The sequence below is a fragment of the Bacillus sp. J33 genome, from assembly GCF_000518885.1.
Classification (GTDB): Bacteria; Bacillota; Bacilli; order Bacillales; family Cytobacillaceae; genus Cytobacillus.
Genome location: NZ_JAEL01000004.1, coordinates 46,181 through 63,990 on the forward strand (window position 1 = coordinate 46,181; position 17,810 = coordinate 63,990).

18 protein-coding genes are annotated in these 17,810 nt (G+C 43.8%); 5 read left to right on the top strand and 13 right to left on the bottom strand.

Annotation, left to right across the window (positions count from 1 at the left end; translation table 11 throughout):
• Positions 1-4: 4 nt before the first annotated feature.
• Positions 5-736, bottom strand: coding sequence for a DUF1836 domain-containing protein (locus L634_RS0101130; protein ID WP_026580851.1), 732 nt, complete (start codon positions 734-736; stop codon positions 5-7).
• 196 nt (positions 737-932) lie between these two features.
• Here L634_RS0101130 and htpX point away from each other — a divergent pair, with 196 nt between their 5' ends.
• Entirely contained in the window at positions 933-1,814 is an 882-nt protein-coding gene (htpX, locus tag L634_RS0101135) for a protease HtpX (RefSeq protein WP_026580852.1), read from the top strand.
• Positions 1,815-2,021: 207 nt separating this feature from the next.
• On the top strand, positions 2,022-2,594 hold the full coding sequence (locus tag L634_RS0101140; protein ID WP_026580853.1) for a CBO0543 family protein: 573 nt from the start codon (positions 2,022-2,024) through the stop codon (positions 2,592-2,594).
• Between the two features lie 418 nt (positions 2,595-3,012).
• Here the strand turns inward: L634_RS0101140 and L634_RS0101150 are convergent, their stop codons facing one another.
• From L634_RS0101150 to kynU, 7 genes are all read right to left on the bottom strand, one after another.
• Positions 3,013-3,606, bottom strand: a complete 594-nt coding sequence (locus tag L634_RS0101150; protein WP_026580855.1) for an SAM-dependent methyltransferase — start codon at positions 3,604-3,606, stop codon at positions 3,013-3,015.
• A gap of 60 nt (positions 3,607-3,666) precedes the next feature.
• Positions 3,667-3,843 carry a hypothetical protein gene (locus L634_RS33185; protein ID WP_332249024.1) on the bottom strand — a complete coding sequence of 59 codons (177 nt, stop codon included), beginning with the start codon at positions 3,841-3,843 and terminating at the stop codon, positions 3,667-3,669.
• 99 nt (positions 3,844-3,942) lie between these two features.
• Positions 3,943-4,197, bottom strand: a complete 255-nt coding sequence (locus L634_RS0101160; RefSeq protein WP_026580856.1) for a SunI/YnzG family protein — start codon at positions 4,195-4,197, stop codon at positions 3,943-3,945.
• 99 nt (positions 4,198-4,296) lie between these two features.
• Positions 4,297-5,640 carry a sodium-dependent transporter gene (locus tag L634_RS0101165; RefSeq protein ID WP_026580857.1) on the bottom strand — a complete coding sequence of 448 codons (1,344 nt, stop codon included), beginning with the start codon at positions 5,638-5,640 and terminating at the stop codon, positions 4,297-4,299.
• 226 nt (positions 5,641-5,866) lie between these two features.
• Complete coding sequence (gene kynA, locus L634_RS0101170) at positions 5,867-6,724, bottom strand: tryptophan 2,3-dioxygenase (protein WP_026580858.1); 858 nt, start codon at positions 6,722-6,724, stop codon at positions 5,867-5,869.
• Between the two features lie 487 nt (positions 6,725-7,211).
• Positions 7,212-7,841 carry an arylformamidase gene (gene kynB / locus L634_RS0101175; RefSeq protein ID WP_026580859.1) on the bottom strand — a complete coding sequence of 210 codons (630 nt, stop codon included), beginning with the start codon at positions 7,839-7,841 and terminating at the stop codon, positions 7,212-7,214.
• Positions 7,838-9,109 carry a kynureninase gene (gene kynU / locus L634_RS0101180; protein ID WP_026580860.1) on the bottom strand — a complete coding sequence of 424 codons (1,272 nt, stop codon included), beginning with the start codon at positions 9,107-9,109 and terminating at the stop codon, positions 7,838-7,840. The genes kynB and kynU overlap by 4 nt, the downstream gene beginning before the upstream one ends.
• Before the next feature lie 172 nt (positions 9,110-9,281).
• Here kynU and L634_RS0101185 point away from each other — a divergent pair, with 172 nt between their 5' ends.
• Complete coding sequence (locus L634_RS0101185; RefSeq protein WP_026580861.1) at positions 9,282-9,899, top strand: TetR/AcrR family transcriptional regulator; 618 nt, start codon at positions 9,282-9,284, stop codon at positions 9,897-9,899.
• Between the two features lie 202 nt (positions 9,900-10,101).
• On the opposite strand, the gene L634_RS0101190 is transcribed toward L634_RS0101185, so the two are convergent.
• From L634_RS0101190 to L634_RS0101205, 4 genes are read right to left on the bottom strand one after another with little or no spacing between them, the layout of a single operon-like run.
• On the bottom strand, positions 10,102-10,794 hold the full coding sequence (locus L634_RS0101190; RefSeq protein ID WP_026580862.1) for an ABC transporter ATP-binding protein: 693 nt from the start codon (positions 10,792-10,794) through the stop codon (positions 10,102-10,104).
• A gap of 15 nt (positions 10,795-10,809) precedes the next feature.
• Positions 10,810-12,267, bottom strand: coding sequence for an ABC transporter permease (locus L634_RS0101195; RefSeq protein WP_026580863.1), 1,458 nt, complete (start codon positions 12,265-12,267; stop codon positions 10,810-10,812).
• Positions 12,268-12,277: 10 nt separating this feature from the next.
• The gene (locus tag L634_RS0101200) at positions 12,278-13,156 is read right to left on the bottom strand and encodes a peptidylprolyl isomerase (RefSeq protein WP_232233681.1); all 879 of its coding nucleotides are present in this window, start codon (positions 13,154-13,156) and stop codon (positions 12,278-12,280) included.
• An 11-nt stretch (positions 13,157-13,167) separates the two neighbouring features.
• Complete coding sequence (locus tag L634_RS0101205; protein WP_026580865.1) at positions 13,168-14,352, bottom strand: S1C family serine protease; 1,185 nt, start codon at positions 14,350-14,352, stop codon at positions 13,168-13,170.
• Between the two features lie 544 nt (positions 14,353-14,896).
• On the opposite strand from L634_RS0101205, the gene L634_RS0101215 reads away from it, so the two are divergent.
• Both L634_RS0101215 and L634_RS0101220 read left to right on the top strand, forming a co-directional pair.
• Positions 14,897-16,264, top strand: a complete 1,368-nt coding sequence (locus tag L634_RS0101215; RefSeq protein ID WP_026580866.1) for a PepSY-associated TM helix domain-containing protein — start codon at positions 14,897-14,899, stop codon at positions 16,262-16,264.
• 26 nt (positions 16,265-16,290) lie between these two features.
• Positions 16,291-16,761, top strand: coding sequence for a FixH family protein (locus L634_RS0101220; RefSeq protein ID WP_034261688.1), 471 nt, complete (start codon positions 16,291-16,293; stop codon positions 16,759-16,761).
• 176 nt (positions 16,762-16,937) lie between these two features.
• Here the strand turns inward: L634_RS0101220 and L634_RS0101225 are convergent, their stop codons facing one another.
• The gene (locus L634_RS0101225) at positions 16,938-17,585 is read right to left on the bottom strand and encodes a GntR family transcriptional regulator (protein ID WP_026580868.1); all 648 of its coding nucleotides are present in this window, start codon (positions 17,583-17,585) and stop codon (positions 16,938-16,940) included.
• Between the last annotated feature and the right edge of the window lie 225 nt (positions 17,586-17,810).

Here is a 17,810-nt window from a genome sequence, read left to right on the forward strand (position 1 = left end):
CCATTTACCCATTTAAAAATAGGGTGGCGGTGACATATTTTTTGGTCAGTGATTTATAGTATGCAGAAATGACAGTTAAGGATGCGGTGACCAAGATACTGGAGACAATGTCTTTCTGCTGTCCGGTCAGATCCTGAAAAGTCTCCAAGGTCCTTAAAGCTTCTTTCTTGATGCACTGTTCAATTTCCTCGTGCATGCTTTCGCTTACTACATTATGGTGATGGACTTTTTCAAAAATGGCTGCGTATGCCGAATAAAAAGGGATCGGCTCAATCACATCATCTGTGCGGTCATCAAGGTCATTGAAAAGGAGAGCAAGGATTTTCCGAATGGAATCAAAATCGAGTGTCGCTTTCAGATCCTCCACAATAAAAAGCATGGCGGCCTGGTCGACAGAATACTTCTTTCCATTCTGAGGACTGCCAATCAGCTCCTTCACATCTCTCTTCACCCAGTTTTGCACCGCAGTTGATGATAAATTCGTAAACTCGATCTGGTTTCCCAGCGCGACAATTTCATTTATGGAAAAGCCGATTTTCTGCAAATCAGCTCTTAGCAATTTTTCAAAAATGGCCGGCATCTTTGTATCTAAAAAAGCCTCCATTGGCTTTCCGCTCTTTTGATGTGCAGCTGCCCATGCATTCTGGAGAATTTCTTTCGGTGTATATACCCCTGCCCCTTTTAGCGCCAAAAGGAAATCAGCCATGCTTTTTCTCGATAGCTGGAATAATTCCAAGGTTATCAGCCCCTGCGTTCTTCTATTGGATGTCTCCATCCTAATTGTTTCCTATTTAACAGTCAATGTCCAATTACATTAAAACCATGGCTGCCCTTATTTAATTCTTGTAATTTTCTTAGAAAGATTATAAAATATAGTCAGATGACAAGTTCATAAGACCTTAAAATAAAAATTTTACAATAAGGGTGAGAAAATGGGTAAGCGTATATTCTACTTTTTATTAACAAACGTCCTTGTTCTATTGACGATCAGCATCATTTTCTCGCTGATCGGCGGAGGAAATTATATCAATGCCCAGGGTGGCATTGATTTCGGCGCATTGCTTGTTGTTAGTGCTGTCATTGGTTTCTCTGGCTCCTTCATTTCATTGCTGATGTCACGCTGGATGGCAAAGAAAATGATGAATGTCCAGGTGCTTGATCCAAATGGGGCCCTATCACCAGCAGAACGCGATGTTGTTGAAAAGGTTCATCGCCTTTCAAGAGCAGCAGGCTTAACGCATATGCCTGAGGTGGGAATCTATCATTCCCCTGAAGTGAACGCGTTTGCCACTGGGCCATCTAAAAAGCGTTCCCTTGTTGCAGTGTCAACCGGATTGCTGCAGGAAATGGACGACGATGCCATTGAAGGCGTTATCGCCCATGAAGTAGCGCATATTGCAAACGGAGATATGGTCACCATGACCCTTCTGCAAGGTGTCGTCAACACATTCGTTGTATTCCTTGCACGAATTGCAGCATGGGTGGCATCCCGTTTTGTCAGAGAAGAAATGGCACCGATCGTACACTTTATTGCCGTAATCGTATTCCAAATCGCTTTCTCCATTCTGGGAAGCCTGGTTGTCTTCGCCTACTCCCGCCATCGTGAATTCCATGCGGACCGCGGCGGTGCAGACCTTGCTGGAAAGGACAAAATGAAACATGCCCTGCAAATGCTGAAGGCTTACACAAACCGCATTCAAGGCGAAGATCAGACATCGATTTCTACTTTGAAAATTAATAATAAAAGCAAAGTTTCATTGTTCTCCACACATCCGGATTTGGATGAGCGTATTAGACGTTTGAGCATGAAGTAATGGAAAGGGTGCCCTTTTGATGAGGGCACCCTTTATTTTAGGAAAAATCTTTTTATTCAGCTAAGTCGAGCCTATCCTTTAAGTTTAGACCTCATGAAGGATAGTCATATCCCGTCAATCCGGTTATGTTTTCTAAGAGATATTAAGTATAAAAATCAAACTCTGGAGGAAATATAAGTGCCATAATATCTATAAGGTAGTGTTAAGATGAACTTTCAGGATGGGTTAAATCTTATAGACAAAGCAAATAAGATGATTACGGAAGCAAATAAGATGATTACAGAAGCAACCTATAATGCTTTTTTATTTACCTGGAACTGGTGGATAGCACTGGGCATGTTAGTGATTCCTTGGATTCTTTGGGGTGTCTTCCGCAAAAAGGACAGCTCCTCCCGTCTACTTTTTGCAGGGTTCATTGTCATGATTCTTTCTTCCATTCTAGACTCATACGGGGTTGATAGGGGCAAGTTTGCCTATCCGGTGAAAGTCATTCCGCTTCCAACTTTAAGCTATTCTTTTCGATATTCCATGGTTCCTGTTACAATTATGTTCCTTCTTCAATATAAGCCGCACCTCAACCCGCTTATTAAAGCTATTCTGTTTGCTGGTTTTAGTGCTTATATCGGCATGCCTCTGATGGCTATGATTCATTTGTACAAAAAAGTAGATTGGGCTTATACCTACTCTTTTTTTATTTTATTTTCTTTATTTATGATTGCTCATTGGTTTAGTCGCAGAAAAAGTTTTGGTGAAATCGCCGGAGATAGTCCGGAGCAGTAAATGCAGTAAACCAGTGGGAATTGGCACGACCTGCTTCCGGACTGCATGGATTCAACCTGCGAGCAGCTTTTCACTTCAGTTTAAGGATTTAAATGTTTTATCACTGATATACAGCTTCTTGGCGATCTCTTGATTGATCGTTCCCTTAACAAGGCAAATAAGTACATCTAAGTCAGCTATTATCCTCCTGGCTGCGGGAGGGCAGATGACTGATCGCACTTTGCAGCTGTACGAACCGCTACTGCCTGATCTGATTGCTCTCCTAAAAAAAACCCACCCATTGTAACCTTGAGCTCTCCATTATTATTAAGTATATTTCTTAAAGAGAAAATACAATAAAAAACCCAAACTGGCATAATGGCAAAGCCGTTGGCCAACCTGGATATCAAAATAACAGAATAGCATCCATCACTTCAACTCAACAAAAGTGATGAAGCCGATACACCAAAAACCGCTCATTTTCATTCCGCTCGCTTAACTCAATTTCCTTCACCAGCTCAAAAGCTGTGCTGTTCTCCAAATAATAAATGTAATCCTCTGAAGGATAGTACAAAATGATGTCAATCTCCCGCGGATGTTCCTCAGCAGACTGCAGGATATGGTTGACGACTTTTATAAAAATCTGCACAGTAAACGGATTAAAAAAGTAAAAACGGCTGTCTTCAGGCACAATCTCATATTCCTGAGCCAGACAGCGCTGAAATTCAATCTGCTCTTTATCTCCTCTATACTTCTGTAAATTGGCAACAGCTTCATTATAAAAATCTTCGCTCATCTCTACTCCGGCTGCGGATGCGCGAAACTTATGCTGAACATAAAATGCCAGCCGCCCCTTTCCACAGCCAAAGTCCACAAGCCGGTCATTGCTTTTCAGCTTATATTCTGCAAACAATTTTTCCAATCCCGCATAAGGGGTAGGCTCATATCGATGATAGTGAAAAGAATTGTGGAACCCCTTTTGCTCACCGACCGTTTGGATATTAAGCAACTCATCAAAATATGACTCTTTCATGCTGTGCCTCCTCTCTAAAAAAATGCCTGGTACTGCTCATGGAAAAGTCCAGTGGCAGTGTCAGGCAGCTCGTGTATGTATACTTATTATTTCGAATCCAGCACTAAACATTCCCAATAATGTCTGCTGCAAAGCTTCCTTTGTTTCAGCCTGGTTCTCGAACGTAATCCCGGCAAGTATCATTTTGCGGACAAGTTCAGCGCGCAAGCCGGTAAGGACAGCTTTGCACCCCATCATCTTGATGCTGCTCAAGATCTTTTGAAGTGGACAATCACATCAATTTCCCTATCCGCAATAGTGTTATTACTCTTATTTTGCTCCTATAAAACTTTAACCTCACAAAAGCGATGAAATTTTGCCTTTTAGGCTTGAGGAGTTTGTGTACAATAAATAACTGGAGCTCTTTGTTTTTATCCGTACCCTTTCAACTGTGCCATATGGAAAGCCAATCCGGATGGCTGAAGGGTCTTCACCTGCATAGGTATCATCAATGCTTATATCGACAATCTCAGCAATCGGAATTTTGATCTTATTCAATTGCCATTTAATTAAAATGCTGTCATCGATCTTTTTCACTTTAATATTAAACATGCCCAATCCCCCCGCTCTTATATCTAGTTTTCTCTACATTTCATCTATAGAAAAAGTTCCATTTTAACGAAAAAAAGCGCCGCAAAGGGCGCTTTCTAATTAAATAAAACCTAATGTGCTCATAAACACAACAATAATCGTAATCGGAACGACTATTTTCATCAGGAAGCTCCAGGCTGAGTAGAGAGCAGGTGAAAGGGTATTGCTGAGTGTGAATTCGTCTCTCACAAGCTGCTTATTCATTTTAAATGAAATAAACAGCGCAATCAGGAAGCTGCCCAGCGGAAGCAGGATGTTGCTGACAAGGAAATCCGTGGCATCAAAGACATTTTTCCCGAAAATAGTGAAGTCTCCCAGCAAGCTGTACGACAAGGCGGCAGGAATTCCGGCTACAAAGACAACGAGACCTGAGATCCACGAGATTTTTTTCCGTGAATGCTTTCCGTTTTCGATAAAAGCAGATACGATAATCTCAAGCATACTAAACGATGACGTTAATGTTGCAAACAAGAATAGCAGCAGGAAGATCGCCAGGAAAAGTTCGCCCATTGGAATCTGTGAAAACACCGCAGGCAGAACGATAAACAGCAAGCCAGGCCCTTCTGCAGGCTCAAAACCAAATGCAAAGACAACCGGGAAAATCGCCAATCCAGCAAGGATGGAGATAAAAATATTCATGATGACAACGGAACCTGCTGAAGCAGGGATGCTCACCTTTTTATCCAGATAAGAGCTGTACGTAACCATGCAGGAAAAGCCGACTGCCAGTGCAAAGAACGACTGCCCCAGTGCGTAAAGGGCGGATTCCCCGGTAATTTTGCTGAAGTCAGGGTTCAGGAAAAACTTAACCCCTTCCATCGCTCCATCCAGCGTAAGAGCGCGGACGACAAGCACGATAAAAAAGACAAATAAAAGCGGCATCATATATTTGCTTGCTTTTTCAATCCCGTTTTGAATTCCGAACGTAATAACCACAATGTTAATAAGTAAAAAGGCAGCCAGTCCAAGAAGCGTCAAACCAGCTGTTGACGTAACGCTGCCAAACAAGTCCGGATAAGCGGCATCCGGCGTAATGATTTGTCCGCCAATTGCCATTATACTGTATATCAGTACCCATCCCCCTACGACCGCATAGAAGGAAAGCAGCAGGAAACAGCCGATCACGCCTAGCTTTCCGGTGATTGTCCACCAGCTATTAGGAGCCAGCTTGTAATAGGCAGAAACCGCCTCTTTCTGAGCGCCCCGCCCGATAATAAATTCCGAAATGAGCATGGGAAGCCCGATCAGAATCGTAAACACGATAAACATGAGCAAAAATGCGCCCCCGCCGCTTGTTCCAGTGACGTAAGGGAATTTCCAGATTGCCCCCAGGCCGATCGCTGCACCGGCTGAGGACATGATAAAGCCAAATTTAGATGACCACTGCTCTCGATTTGTACTCATAGTACCCCCCTATTAGTCTCTCTATTTTATCGCAGATTTAACGGTCAGTACTATCCCCACTTTTATATATTAAGGAAATACAGGTAAGATAAGCGGAGGATAAACCGCCCGTAATGCCCGTAAGACTAAAAGTGCTACGCCCTGTGGCGACTCCTGCGAAACCCGCGCACTGTGGGGCACCACTCACCATTTGGGGATAGCGCACCCAAAGATAAAAAATTTCATTTTATAACTCAGTGCGGATATCCCAAAGTTCCGGGAAGAAGCGCTGATCCAGCACCTTTTTCAGATAACCGACCCCTGAAGATCCGCCTGTGCCCATTTTAAAGCCGATGATTCTCTCCACTGTTTTCATATGGCGGAAGCGCCACTGCTGAAGCCAATCTTCAATATCCACAAGCTTTTCTGCCAGCTCATAAAGTTCCCAGTACTTTTCCGGGTTTTTATAAACGGTCATCCAAGCCGCCCGGACAGAATCATTTTCTTTGTATGTTCTTGTGACATCTCTGTTTAGAATATCTTCATCAATGTGAAGCCCCGCTTTATGCAAAGCGCGAATCGCCACATCGTAGAGGCCTGGCTTTTCGAACGCTTCTGTTAATTTTGCATGAAGCACAGGATCTTTTTGATAGATTTTGAGAACATGCTCGGTTTTATACCCTAACGCAAATTCTACCATACGATACTGGTAGGATTGAAAGCCAGATGCCTGGCCAAGAGAACCGCGGAACTCCATATACTCGGACGGTGTTAATGTGGACAGTACATCCCAAGCCTGGATAATCTGCGATTGCGTCTTCGAAACACGCGCTAGTCGCTTTTGGGCTGTGGATAAATCATTGCTTTCGATGGATTCGATAGCCGCACCCATTTCATGAAGAATCAGCTTCATCCACAGCTCGCTCACCTGATGGATGACAATGAACAGCATCTCATCATGATGGCCGGAAAGCCTATTCTGCGCAGACAGGATCTTATCCAGCTGCAGATACTCGCCGTATGTCATATTGTTAGTAAAATCTGTATGGATGTTTTTTTCAGAGGTTGTCGCGTTCACATCTTGATGTTTTTTTTCGTTGATCATGGTGGATCCTCCTTTTGATTGGTTCTGGCTTTTGGTGTGGATATGTGTCAATAATTGACCGGTAAATGAGATTGCGCAAGCTGTTATGAATCTGGGGCCTGCACAAAATTTTTGGCCGTTTTTTTTGCGGCCGCATCGAAGCCGGAAAGCCGAAAAATCGGCTTTTGGCCGATAAACTTGGGCAGTTGGCCGATAAACCTTCTAGTTTGGCCGTTAAATATCCGATTTTGGCCGATAAATCTTTCAAATTGGCCGTTAAACGGTAGATGACGTTCATCTCAAAGTACGAAATTACCGGCTGGGACGCCAAATCATGCTGTTCGGCCGGCTTTTTATGAAATTTGGCCGGTAATTTTATAATAATTGGCGGTTTTTCTTTTACTGCTGCTGCACCGAAGCCAGAAATCTAAAAAATCAACTAGCCAGCAATTAAAGTCTGGTAACTTTATAAGGTAAAACGGAACCTGGCTTTCAATACTCCCCATTCCTATATCGGCCGAATAACCGCCCGTACCGGACTCCCATCCGCCTCTTTAATCGGCAGCGGCAACGCGATCAGCTCATAATCTCCTTCTTCTATCTCATCGAGCATGATATTTTCCAAAATATGAATTCCATTTCGATACAAAGCATGGTGTGTCTCCATATCCTTGCTGTCGAGCGGATCGACGGATGGAACATCAACACCCAGCAGGCGTACGCCTTTACTGCCCAAGTACTCCGCCATGTCCGCCGTCAATTCAGAAATCCTTTCCGGAAATACTTCCGGATTATTCGGAACAGCCGTTTTCAGCAGCACACGCTCCACACCTTCCAAATCAAAACCGCCTAGAATTTCAGCATCCACACGATCAAAAGCAGACACATCAATCACCCGCGCAGGGCCGATATACAGCTCGATATCTAATTCACTAATCTTCTCGCCTTCGTCATTAAAATGGAACGGTGCATCAACATGGGTTCCGGTATGCAGGCTGGTTGTGATCCGCCCAATATTTACAGAACCAGTTTGTTCTTTTGTAAAAGCCGTCTCATAGCTGAATGGCGTATCGCCAGGCCAGTGTGCAATCTCACTGCTTAATGGCTGTGAAATATCAATCCATCCTTTTTTCGTCATGCCACGACTCCTCGCTTATTTTCATATTGCTTGTATTTTTCCTCTTCCATAATGCCTTTTAAAATTTGGACTGTTTTCCACACATCTTCAAACGTATTATATAAAGCCACTGGAGCCAGCCGTATTCCATTTGGTGTGCGGAAGTCAGGAATGACCCCCTCAGCCTTCAGCGCTTTGCATATCCGGGCCGCTTCCTGATGTTCAAGGTAAATATGTCCGCCGCGCTTCTTCTCATCAAGCGGATTTCGCAGAATAAAGCCGTGGCCATCCAGCTCATGATGGATCAGGTCCATCATATAGCCTGTCAGTTTAAGAGATTTTGCGCGGATCTTCTCCATTCCTGCTTCATTAAACATGCTTAACGACCCAATAATCGGCGCCATGCTAAAAATATTCGGCGTTCCAATTTGATAGGCGCCCGCATCTTCCGCAGCAGTCAGCTCATGTTCCATATCAAATTGCTTGTCTTTTCGGGAGCTGAACCAGCCAGCAAGGCCTGGCACTCTGCCAAAATGGCGATTGTTTACGAACAGTCCGCCTGTGGATCCCGGTCCGCCGTTCAGATGCTTATAATTGCACCAGAATGCAAAGTCAACATCCCAGTCACTCAGCGCATGCGGCACTGATCCAACCGAATGGCATAAATCAAAGCCAATTTCGATGCCGCGCTTATGTGCTTCGGCAGTCAAATATTCCATATCCAGCACTTGGCCGCTGCGGTATAAAACGCCCGGCAGGACAATCAGCGCGATCTCATCTGTCATTGCCGCCACAATATCTTCTTCCTTCAATGTATGGCCATCCCCGCTTTTCACCCTGATAAGATGCTCAGCAGGATCATAGCCCTTCAGCTTAACCTGGCTTTGCAGCGCATATATATCGCTCGGAAAATTTAGCTCGTCCGCCAATATTTTTGTTCTTTTTCCTGAAGGCTTATAAAAAGTGGATACCAGCTGGTGCAGGTTTATAGTTGTGGAACCGCTTACAATTACTTCCTCCGGTTTTGCCCCGACGATTGGCGCCATTTCTTTTCCAAGTGTTTCAGATAAATAGAACCAAGGGTTGTCCCCATCTGTCCAGCCGTCAATTCCATGGTGCTTCCAGGATTCCAGCAAGTCGAGAAGTGATTTTTCCGCTCGCTTGGAGAGCAGGCCAAGAGAATTTCCATCCAGATAAATTCCGTCTTCTTTTATATAAAACTCTTTCCGGTAAGATGCCAGTTCATCCTGTCCATCCTGTCCGATTGCATATTCAAGTGAGTAATTCATGGACAACCAACCTTTCAGAATATTTATTATTTACGAAAATTATATTGTTTGGTTGACACTATGTCAATGATATAATGTCAGTATGGTTGTCAGAAAACTCAAAACCAATTAAACTTATTAAAAATACTTCAGTATCCGAAACATAAAAGCAAATTGGCAAAGGAATGAAACCATGACAAACTCAATCGACCAATTGCCGGCAAGGCAGCAGCAAGCCCTTAAGACCCGCAGCAGACTCCTGAAAGCCGGAAAAGAGGTATTCCTCGAAAACGGCTTTCAAAAAACCACCATCTCGCAAATTATTAAAAAAGCCAAAACAGGCTACGGAACGGCGTACGTCTATTTTAAAAATAAAGATGAGCTTTTCATCACCTTAATGGAAGACCTGATGAACCAATTTTACGAAGTGGCGGAGATGCCCTTTACACCGAAGTCAAAAGATGTGGCCTATGAAAATATTAAAAAGCAGGTCCGCCTTTTCCTGCAGCTGGCTTTAGATGAGCGGGATATGATGAGGGTGGTAAAGGAAGCGATCGGCGTTTCTCCTGAAATTGACCATAAATGGTATAGGATCCGTGAACGCTTCATCGAGCGGATTTCAGTGGATATCCGCTATGCCCAAGCGCAAAAGCTTGCCAAACAGCATCTCGACCCGTCCCTTACCGCAAGAGGCTGGTTCTACTCCAATGAAATGTTCATGTGGGAGCTGGTCTTGAATGAGGATAAATACAAGATGGAGGATATTATTGTAAACCTGACAAGCATGTATACCGGCGGACTGTATGTATAGAGAGCAATAACAGTATGATTGGCGCACAATAGAGGCACTTAACATTTATGCACCACTTTCCTAGATTTGCGCTTCACTTTTTCGATTTATGCTTCAGTTTTGCTCAACATATGCACCACTTTTGAATTTTATGCGCAGCTTCCCATTTCACCGTTGTTTTAAGAAAAAAGGTGCCTCCCACATTCTGGGAATGGCACCTTTTTCAGCTCAAAACCAGCTCTTTGGAAGAAACCGAAATGCTTCCTTTCGACAGCTTCACCGTCACATCTGAATCCCGTGCAATACTTGGATCATGGGTGACCACAATGACGCACTTCCCTTCTTCATGGGCGAGAGCCTTCAGCAGCCCGACGATTTCCTGCGCCGTATCTTCATCCAAGTTCCCGGTCGGTTCATCCGCAACTATCAGCTCAGCATCACAGCACAGGGCACGCGCAATCGAAACGCGCTGCTGCTGGCCTCCGCTTAAGGTAAGAACTTTTTGCCTGGCCTGGATCTCGGAAATTCCAACCCGCTGCAGCATCTCCAAAGCTATTGCCTTTTTGTTCTTCTTAGCAGCCCCTGTTATCTCCATCGCGGTCAAAACATTCTGCAATGCTGTCATATAAGGCAAGAGATTATAAGATTGAAAGACAATTGAGACATATTTATTCCGGAACCTGGTCATCCCGATTTTCCGGATGTCTTTCCCTTCATACAGAACTTTTCCCTCTTTCGGAACGTCCAGGGCACTGGCCAGCGCAAGGAACGTTGTTTTCCCGGAACCGGATGGCCCAATGATGCTGTAAAAATGGCTTTTCTCAAAGCTGACATTAATATTTTTCAAGATATCGTGTTTTTTGTTTTCGTGTTTATACCAATAGCTGATATTTTTGAATTCCAGCAATGAACTCATGTTTTTCATCTCCTTTTAATCTTGCTTGCTAAGAATGGCTTTTGGCTGGAGGCGCAAAACGGAAAGAGAAGGCAATAATGCTGATACAGCCGCGATCACCAGCCCGATTAGTGCCAGGAAGCCAAGATCTTCTGCTGTCATCTGGACATTAAGCTCATCCACTGTCTCCACTGAAGCTTGAGCCTGCATCATTCCCGGAGAGAAGCCTCCCATGCCTCTTCCTCTAAAAGATTCCGGGGTATACGATTGTTCCGCTGACTCCAGCTCCTGATTCAAGAGCTGGTCGCCAAGCTGACCCGCCACTACATTGCCGCTTGCTGCTGCAATGCCAAACGATAGCACGGTCACAACCAGAATTTCTGCAATAAACTGGCCGGCGAGCTTCCACCTTTTTTCGCCAATGGCCAGAAGAACGCCCATTTCATATTTTCTCTCACGGATTGACATCATGACGATCAGACCCAATATGATTGCTCCAGCCGTAGATACCAAGTACACAATATGATTGGAAAAGCTCGCTACATTTTCGATTGGTCCAACCATTTGCTGATAAAGCTGGTCATCCGCATCAAGTGTAAAGGTTTCAAAATCAATGCTGCTCTCGCGCTTAGCCTGGTCAATAAAGCTTTGCATATCGGCAGGTTCATCTATGTAGTAGATGGCGCTATCAATCGTATTTTCATAGTCCGCACCTTTCAATGCAGCTGCCGCTGTATAGGGAACGTATAGCTTGTTATATGGGTTCAATGCCGTAAAATCCATTGCCTGATCAGGGCCCGCAGAAGCCGTTTGATAGATTCCGATAATTTCAAGCTCCAGCTCAGCAGTTTCATCCCGATTGCTCTTTACTGTAATCTTATCGCCAACAACCAATTCGTTTTCTTCTGCCAGCGTCTGTTCAATCAGGGTAACATTTTCTCCGATGTTCTCTTCTGTTATCCCGCTACCTTCGACAATGGCTGCTGTTCCATCCATGAATTCCGCAGCAGAGTCAGTAAACGCAACCCCTTGCAGGGTAACATCCCCCTGCATCATTCCACCCATTGCAGCTCTGCCGGGGCCTTGTCCTTCACTCTCTTCTCCTGCCGTTTCCTCTCCCGCTGAATCACTTTCGATTGGTTCAAAACCCTCAGCTAATCCTGTTGTAGAGGAATAAATATTATAGCCTTTGATTTGCTCATAGGATGTGAGTTCTTCCGCTGTTTCTACAGGTATTGGTGCAGGCTGGAAACGTACCCTTCCGCCTTCACCCTGCTGGGACATCGCCTGTTCTCGCATCTTCTCCATATCGACCTGCAGCGTAACATCAGCCCCAAGCTTCTGCCTTGCGAGATCGCCAGACTTCTTGGCCGCTGTCTGGATGGATAAGCCTGCCAGTACCAATACGCAAATCACCGTGAACACAAAAATCTGCAAAATGCTCTTCCCTTTGCGCGCCTTCACGCTTAAAAGTGCTCGCTTCAAAAAATTCATATCAGTTTCCTCAGCTCTCTAAATAGTTCTTAATCTCATATTCTTCAAACTTTTCTTCCAGCCATGCGGTATATTCTGTTTGCATTTCTGTTTCCAATAACCTATTTTGGATCTCTTCTTTTACATCCTCATAGACCGCTTCTTTGGCTTCTTTCTTTTCAACTACCTTTATGACATGGTAGCCATACTCCGTCTTGACAGGATCGCTGATTTTTCCTGGCTCCAGCGAGAAGGCGATCTCTTCAAACTCTTCGGCCATGTCTCCCTTGCCGAAAAACCCCAGATCTCCGCCCGCGTCCTTGTTGCTTTCATCTATGGAGTATTCAGCCGCCAATTCTGCAAAGTCCCCGCCATCATTCAGCTTCCCGATGACTTCTTTTGCCGTTTCCTCATCTTCTACTAAAATATGGCTCGCATTTACTTGTTCCTGCTGTGCAAAGCTGTCCTTGTTTTCCTCAAAATAGGCTTTCATATCCTCTTCTGTAATCTCGATTCTTGGTTCAAGCAGCTTTTTCGTTGCCAGATAGGATTCGATATCCTCTTCAAAGTCCGCCATGGTCAGGCCGCTCGTTTCAAGTGTCTGCTTTAAAGCTTCCTCACCGCCGTAGGACTCCGCATAAGCTGCTTTTTCTTCATCAATTTCCTCTTGTGTCACTTTTATGTTTTCCTTCTTTACTTCCTGTTCAATTACTTTGCCGGTGATCAGCGTGTCCAAAAGCTCCTGCCCGTACTGGGCGACGAGCCGCTCATGCAGCTCATCCTCGCTTATTTTTTCCCCGTTCACGGTGGCAACAGCATCCGCTTGTATAGTGAAAAAGATGGCTGCGGCTGCTCCAATTGTCAGCATACTGCCTAATACCCAAAATAGCATTTTCTTGTTTTTCATCATGTTCCCCTTTCCTAATTCGCTTTCTGATTGCTTGTCAGTGTAACCTCAGCTGTCTTTAATTCGCCTTCGCGGTAAAATTTAATTTTCACCTTATCCCCAATCGAAAAATCACTGTATAAATGCTTTCGCAAATCCCCGGAATTCTTAATTTCCTTGCCTCCTATGCTAATGAGAATATCCTCCACCTGAAGCCCGGCCTTGCCTGCTGCCGAATCCGGATCGATATTGGCTACAATCGCACCGCTTGTAACACCCTCAGGCAGATTACGCAGATATTGAGGAGGCACTTCGTCAAAGCTTGCCAGCCCCACTCCGAGATAAGGACGCACCACTTGTCCATTTTCAATCAGCTGATTCACAAGCGCTTTAACTTCATTGCTTGGAATGGCAAAACCAAGCCCTTCTACACCGTTCTCCGCGATCTTCAGGCTGTTGATCCCAACCAGCTGCCCTGCCGTATTAATCAGTGCCCCGCCGCTGTTTCCGGGATTTATGGCAGCATCGGTTTGTATGACATTCAAATTCCACTCTCCTGCAGAAGTGCTGACCTCAATGGACCTGTCAACCGCACTCACAATTCCCTGTGTAACCGTCCTTGATAGATCAAGGCCAAGCGGATTGCCGATTGCCAGCACCTGGTCACCAGCCCTTAGTTTGGAAGAATCACCGAACTCCATCACAGATGCGGAAACATCGCCTGTGATCTTTAACACGGCGATATCTGTCAGCGCATCGGTTCCGGCCAGTTCAGCCGTCACCTTTTCGCCGTCATGCAAGGTCACCTGAATCTCACTGGCATTTTGGATCACGTGATTATTCGTCACAATATAAGCAGTGTCGTTTGTCTTTTTAAAAATAACGCCCGAACCCGTACCGCTTTCTGCTGATTCACCCGATTGGCCGAACGGATTGTTCTGCTGCTGCATATTGACAACACCGACAATCGCTTTTGATGCCTGCTCAATGGTGTCCGCCAAGGAATTTGATGAAGCAGAAACAGGCGTCACATCCAGATTTGCTGAACTTTCAGTTTGTACATTTTCCTCCGTAACAGATGCCTGAGGAGCATCATCCTGGAAATACGTGACTGCTGTCAGCGTAAGCGCCGATCCCAGAACTCCAGCTGCGACTGCAGAAAAAAATCCTTTCCATTTCGGTTTTTTCTTAGCCCGGCTTTCTTCGTAAAAATCACTCATGATATTTACCTTCTTTCTTATATATTTCAATTTGAATCAGTCGTTAATTGCCTTACAAGTCATACTTTAATGGCCCAATGTGTCAGGAAAATGTCAAAGGAAAATATTTTTGCCCAAAAAATGGGCGAGCCTGCATTCAAGCGGCAAGACCAAAAGCGGAAGCACCTGATCATCCCATGACATCGAATCACACAAGAAATCCTCCTTATTGCCTCTCGCTTCTAATCTTGCAGGAAATCGCTAACGAAGCTTTTTACTTTTCAGTAATTTTTTGTCTTATGAACCCGGGGCTGGGTACCGGAGCTAGATGCAGATAACTTTCTTGATTGGATTTAATAACAAAAAATGCTTAGAGATTTTTTCTCTAAGCATTTTTAATCCTTTTATATATAGGCTGTGTTAAAGCTGCTTTGTTGATTTTAGCACCCTGTTGAATCACGAATTACTATACTCCCTTCTAAATTTTTTTTGAAAAACTTCATTTATTTCTCACATTCCTCTTTTAAGATACGATAGGAGATTGAAGAAAAGGAGCATTGATTACGTGGAAACTGTTAAAGAGAATACGATCATACAGAGCCAGCCTAACAGCTCACTTTACAGAACGGTTTGGAGATGGCATTTTTATGCAGGCATTATTTTTGCGCCATTTCTCATTATTCTGGCTGTAACTGGAGCCATCTATTTATTTAAGCCTCAGATCGAAGAAGTTCTATATCAGGACTACTATGAGGTTACGCCTCAAGGCGAAAAAATTCCCGCTTCACAGCAGATTGAAGAAGTTAGGAAGCTATTTCCGGATGCAGCGGTGACAAAATACCGTCCCGGCGAGAGTGCCGACCGCTCAAGCGAGATCAGCATTCTTTCCAATCAAGAAGCGCTTACCGTTTTTATCAATCCTTATACAGGAGAATCACTCGGGGAATTAAACAGCGAAGACCGGATCATGGATAAAATTGAAGAGTTTCATGGCGAACTGATGGCTGGCACGCTTGGAGACCGAATAGTAGAACTGGCAGCGTGCTGGGCGATTGTGCTCATTGTCACAGGAATCTATTTATGGCTGCCGAAAAAGAAACAAAGCATGGCTGGTGTCCTTTTTCCGCGCTTAAATAAAGGAAAAAAAACGTTCAGAAGGGATTTGCATGCTGTCCCCGCCTTTTGGGTCACAGCAGGGATGCTCTTTTTAATCATGACAGGATTGCCTTGGTCTGGTTTTTGGGGCACCAATTTCCAATCTATTGCCACCAATTCGGGGACAGGCTACCCGCCTTCCATCTGGGTAGGAAGCGCTCCAGAATCAACCATTAAAACAAAAGATATTGCCGATGTTCCATGGGCAGCTGAAAATCTCGATGTGCCAGCTTCAGAGATTCAAGGCTTTATACCGCTGTCCATTGATGATGTTGTGTCCATTGCCGACCGCGAAGGCGTGCACCCAAGTTATTCTATCTATATTCCGCAAGAAAAAACGGGTGTTTACACACTATCAGCGTTCCCTCCAAAAGCGCAGGATGAAATCACGATGCACATTGACCAGTATACAGGCGCGGTTCTGGCCGATTACCGTTATGAAGACTACGGATGGGTCGGAAAAATGGTCGCATGGGGAATAACCCTTCACAAAGGCACACAATTCGGATTGATGAACCAAATAATCAGCCTGCTTATTTGTCTGGGCATTATCCTTGTAGCCGTCAGCGGGTTTTATTTATGGCTGAAGCGCAAGCCGAAAAAAGAAATGGGTGCCCCAAAGGCATCTGGCAAAAGGAATACAAAAGGATTCCTTCTTCTGTTAATTGGCTTGGGGATCCTGTTTCCATTAGTCGGTTTAACGTTAATCGCTGTATGGCTAATGGATCTTTTCATCATTCGGAGAATACCTGCCTTAAAAAGGTTTTTAAATGCTTAATTTTATGATAGAGGGTGTCTAATGCCGTGAAAAAGGATTTTGTGTTTTCATGTTTTTTGCTATTGATATCGCTGCTGAGTGCATGCTCCTTAGATGAGAATGCCGGCGAACTATATAAGAAGGAAACGCCGCTGAAATTGGAAATTAACACACCGTCAGCCTTTACAGACGGCGGGCAGGAAACGATAACGGCTATTCTAACGCAAGATGGGAAGCCTGCGGACAATGCAGATTTTGTCCATTTTGAAATCTGGAAGCAGGATGGCACTGTCCAGTATGGTATGGAGGAAGCAGCCGCTGAGGGCAACGGCATTTACAGCATCAGCAAAAGCTTTGACGAGGATGGTTTATATTTTGTAAAAGTACACGCCCAGCAAGGCGATAGCCTGATCATGCCGCAAAAACAGTTTATCGTTGGAGAGCTATCGGAAAGCGACAAGGAATTCCTCAAAAAAGGAACAGGCAAACAGGAACCGGGACAGGGGCATCATCATTAAATGTGCTTCTGCCGCAAACATGCTTAATCTATACGTACGGATATGATGATTCAGGCTGTTATGAGATCGTATCGATTGAAGCAAAGAACCAAAAGGAAAGGATAGATTTTGACAGGAAAGAATAACTGTCTTTATCTATCCTTTTTTGCACATCCAAATTTTGCTGCAAAACAGTTTTATAATACTTCGGACATAATGATTCTTTCCCGGTTTTCTATGAATGATTTTTTACAAATCTGCTTAATGCTTAAATAATTCTCCGAACAAATCGCTTCATAAATTAACTTATTTAATTGATTTGCAGAATAATGCTTCTGGTTTGGGGTTAATTTCCAATTAACCATAGCCATTCGTATAAATTTATCTTTCAATGAATCCATGAATTCTAACATGGTTTTATTGTTTGCAGAGGAAATCATACAGCGAGTAAAAAGAATATGGTTTTGAATATATTTATAATAGTCCATACTCTTTTCTGCTTCAATTTGCTGATCTAAATACATTTTCAATTTATCAACATCGAAGGAGCGGCCTTTTTCCACTACTTCATCTACAGAAAATTCTTGTAAAAATAAAATTACTTGTGCAATGTCCAGCATTTCTTTCATAGAAATGTCTTTCACCATAATTCCACGGTTTTTAATGGATGTGACAAATCCCTCTGACTCTAAACGGGAGAGTGCACCTCTAATTGGGGTACGGCTCATGTTTAGTTCTTTTGCTAATCCATTCTCCGATAGAAGCAGTCCTGGCATATAATTTGCATTAATTAAATTTTCATGGATTTTCATATAGGCTATGTCAACAAGTGAGTGTTGGGTCATTTTACAATTCCTTTCAAGCAGAATTACACCTAAATCCTAAATATACCTAAGGTCATGACTTCCCTCGTTTGCTATTGGAAAGTTAATCCATACAAGTATATCATATTCACCTAATAAATGACCTTTATCAAATTAGAGTATTGAAAGCAGCATGACATTATTATTAGTGAATTTTACCTATTAATAGAACGAAAAAAGAAGTGCTTTAACACTTCTCTTTTAACA

Excerpts from the sequence above, each read along its gene's own strand:
- L634_RS0101225 (WP_026580868.1), bottom strand. The coding sequence starts at position 17,585 with ATGACCCAACACTCACTTGTTGACATAGCCTATATGAAAATCCATGAA.
- kynA (WP_026580858.1), bottom strand. The coding sequence starts at position 6,724 with ATGATCAACGAAAAAAAACATCAAGATGTGAACGCGACAACCTCTGAA.
- kynB (WP_026580859.1), bottom strand. The coding sequence starts at position 7,841 with ATGACGAAAAAAGGATGGATTGATATTTCACAGCCATTAAGCAGTGAG.
- L634_RS0101165 (WP_026580857.1), bottom strand. The coding sequence starts at position 5,640 with ATGAGTACAAATCGAGAGCAGTGGTCATCTAAATTTGGCTTTATCATG.
- htpX (WP_026580852.1), top strand. The coding sequence starts at position 933 with ATGGGTAAGCGTATATTCTACTTTTTATTAACAAACGTCCTTGTTCTA.
- L634_RS0101150 (WP_026580855.1), bottom strand. The coding sequence starts at position 3,606 with ATGAAAGAGTCATATTTTGATGAGTTGCTTAATATCCAAACGGTCGGT.
- L634_RS0101190 (WP_026580862.1), bottom strand. The coding sequence starts at position 10,794 with ATGAGTTCATTGCTGGAATTCAAAAATATCAGCTATTGGTATAAACAC.
- L634_RS0101200 (WP_232233681.1), bottom strand. The coding sequence starts at position 13,156 with ATGATGAAAAACAAGAAAATGCTATTTTGGGTATTAGGCAGTATGCTG.
- L634_RS33185 (WP_332249024.1), bottom strand. The coding sequence starts at position 3,843 with ATGATGGGGTGCAAAGCTGTCCTTACCGGCTTGCGCGCTGAACTTGTC.
- L634_RS0101160 (WP_026580856.1), bottom strand. The coding sequence starts at position 4,197 with ATGTTTAATATTAAAGTGAAAAAGATCGATGACAGCATTTTAATTAAA.
- L634_RS0101185 (WP_026580861.1), top strand. The coding sequence starts at position 9,282 with ATGACAAACTCAATCGACCAATTGCCGGCAAGGCAGCAGCAAGCCCTT.
- L634_RS0101140 (WP_026580853.1), top strand. The coding sequence starts at position 2,022 with ATGAACTTTCAGGATGGGTTAAATCTTATAGACAAAGCAAATAAGATG.
- L634_RS0101195 (WP_026580863.1), bottom strand. The coding sequence starts at position 12,267 with ATGAATTTTTTGAAGCGAGCACTTTTAAGCGTGAAGGCGCGCAAAGGG.
- kynU (WP_026580860.1), bottom strand. The coding sequence starts at position 9,109 with ATGAATTACTCACTTGAATATGCAATCGGACAGGATGGACAGGATGAA.
- L634_RS0101205 (WP_026580865.1), bottom strand. The coding sequence starts at position 14,352 with ATGAGTGATTTTTACGAAGAAAGCCGGGCTAAGAAAAAACCGAAATGG.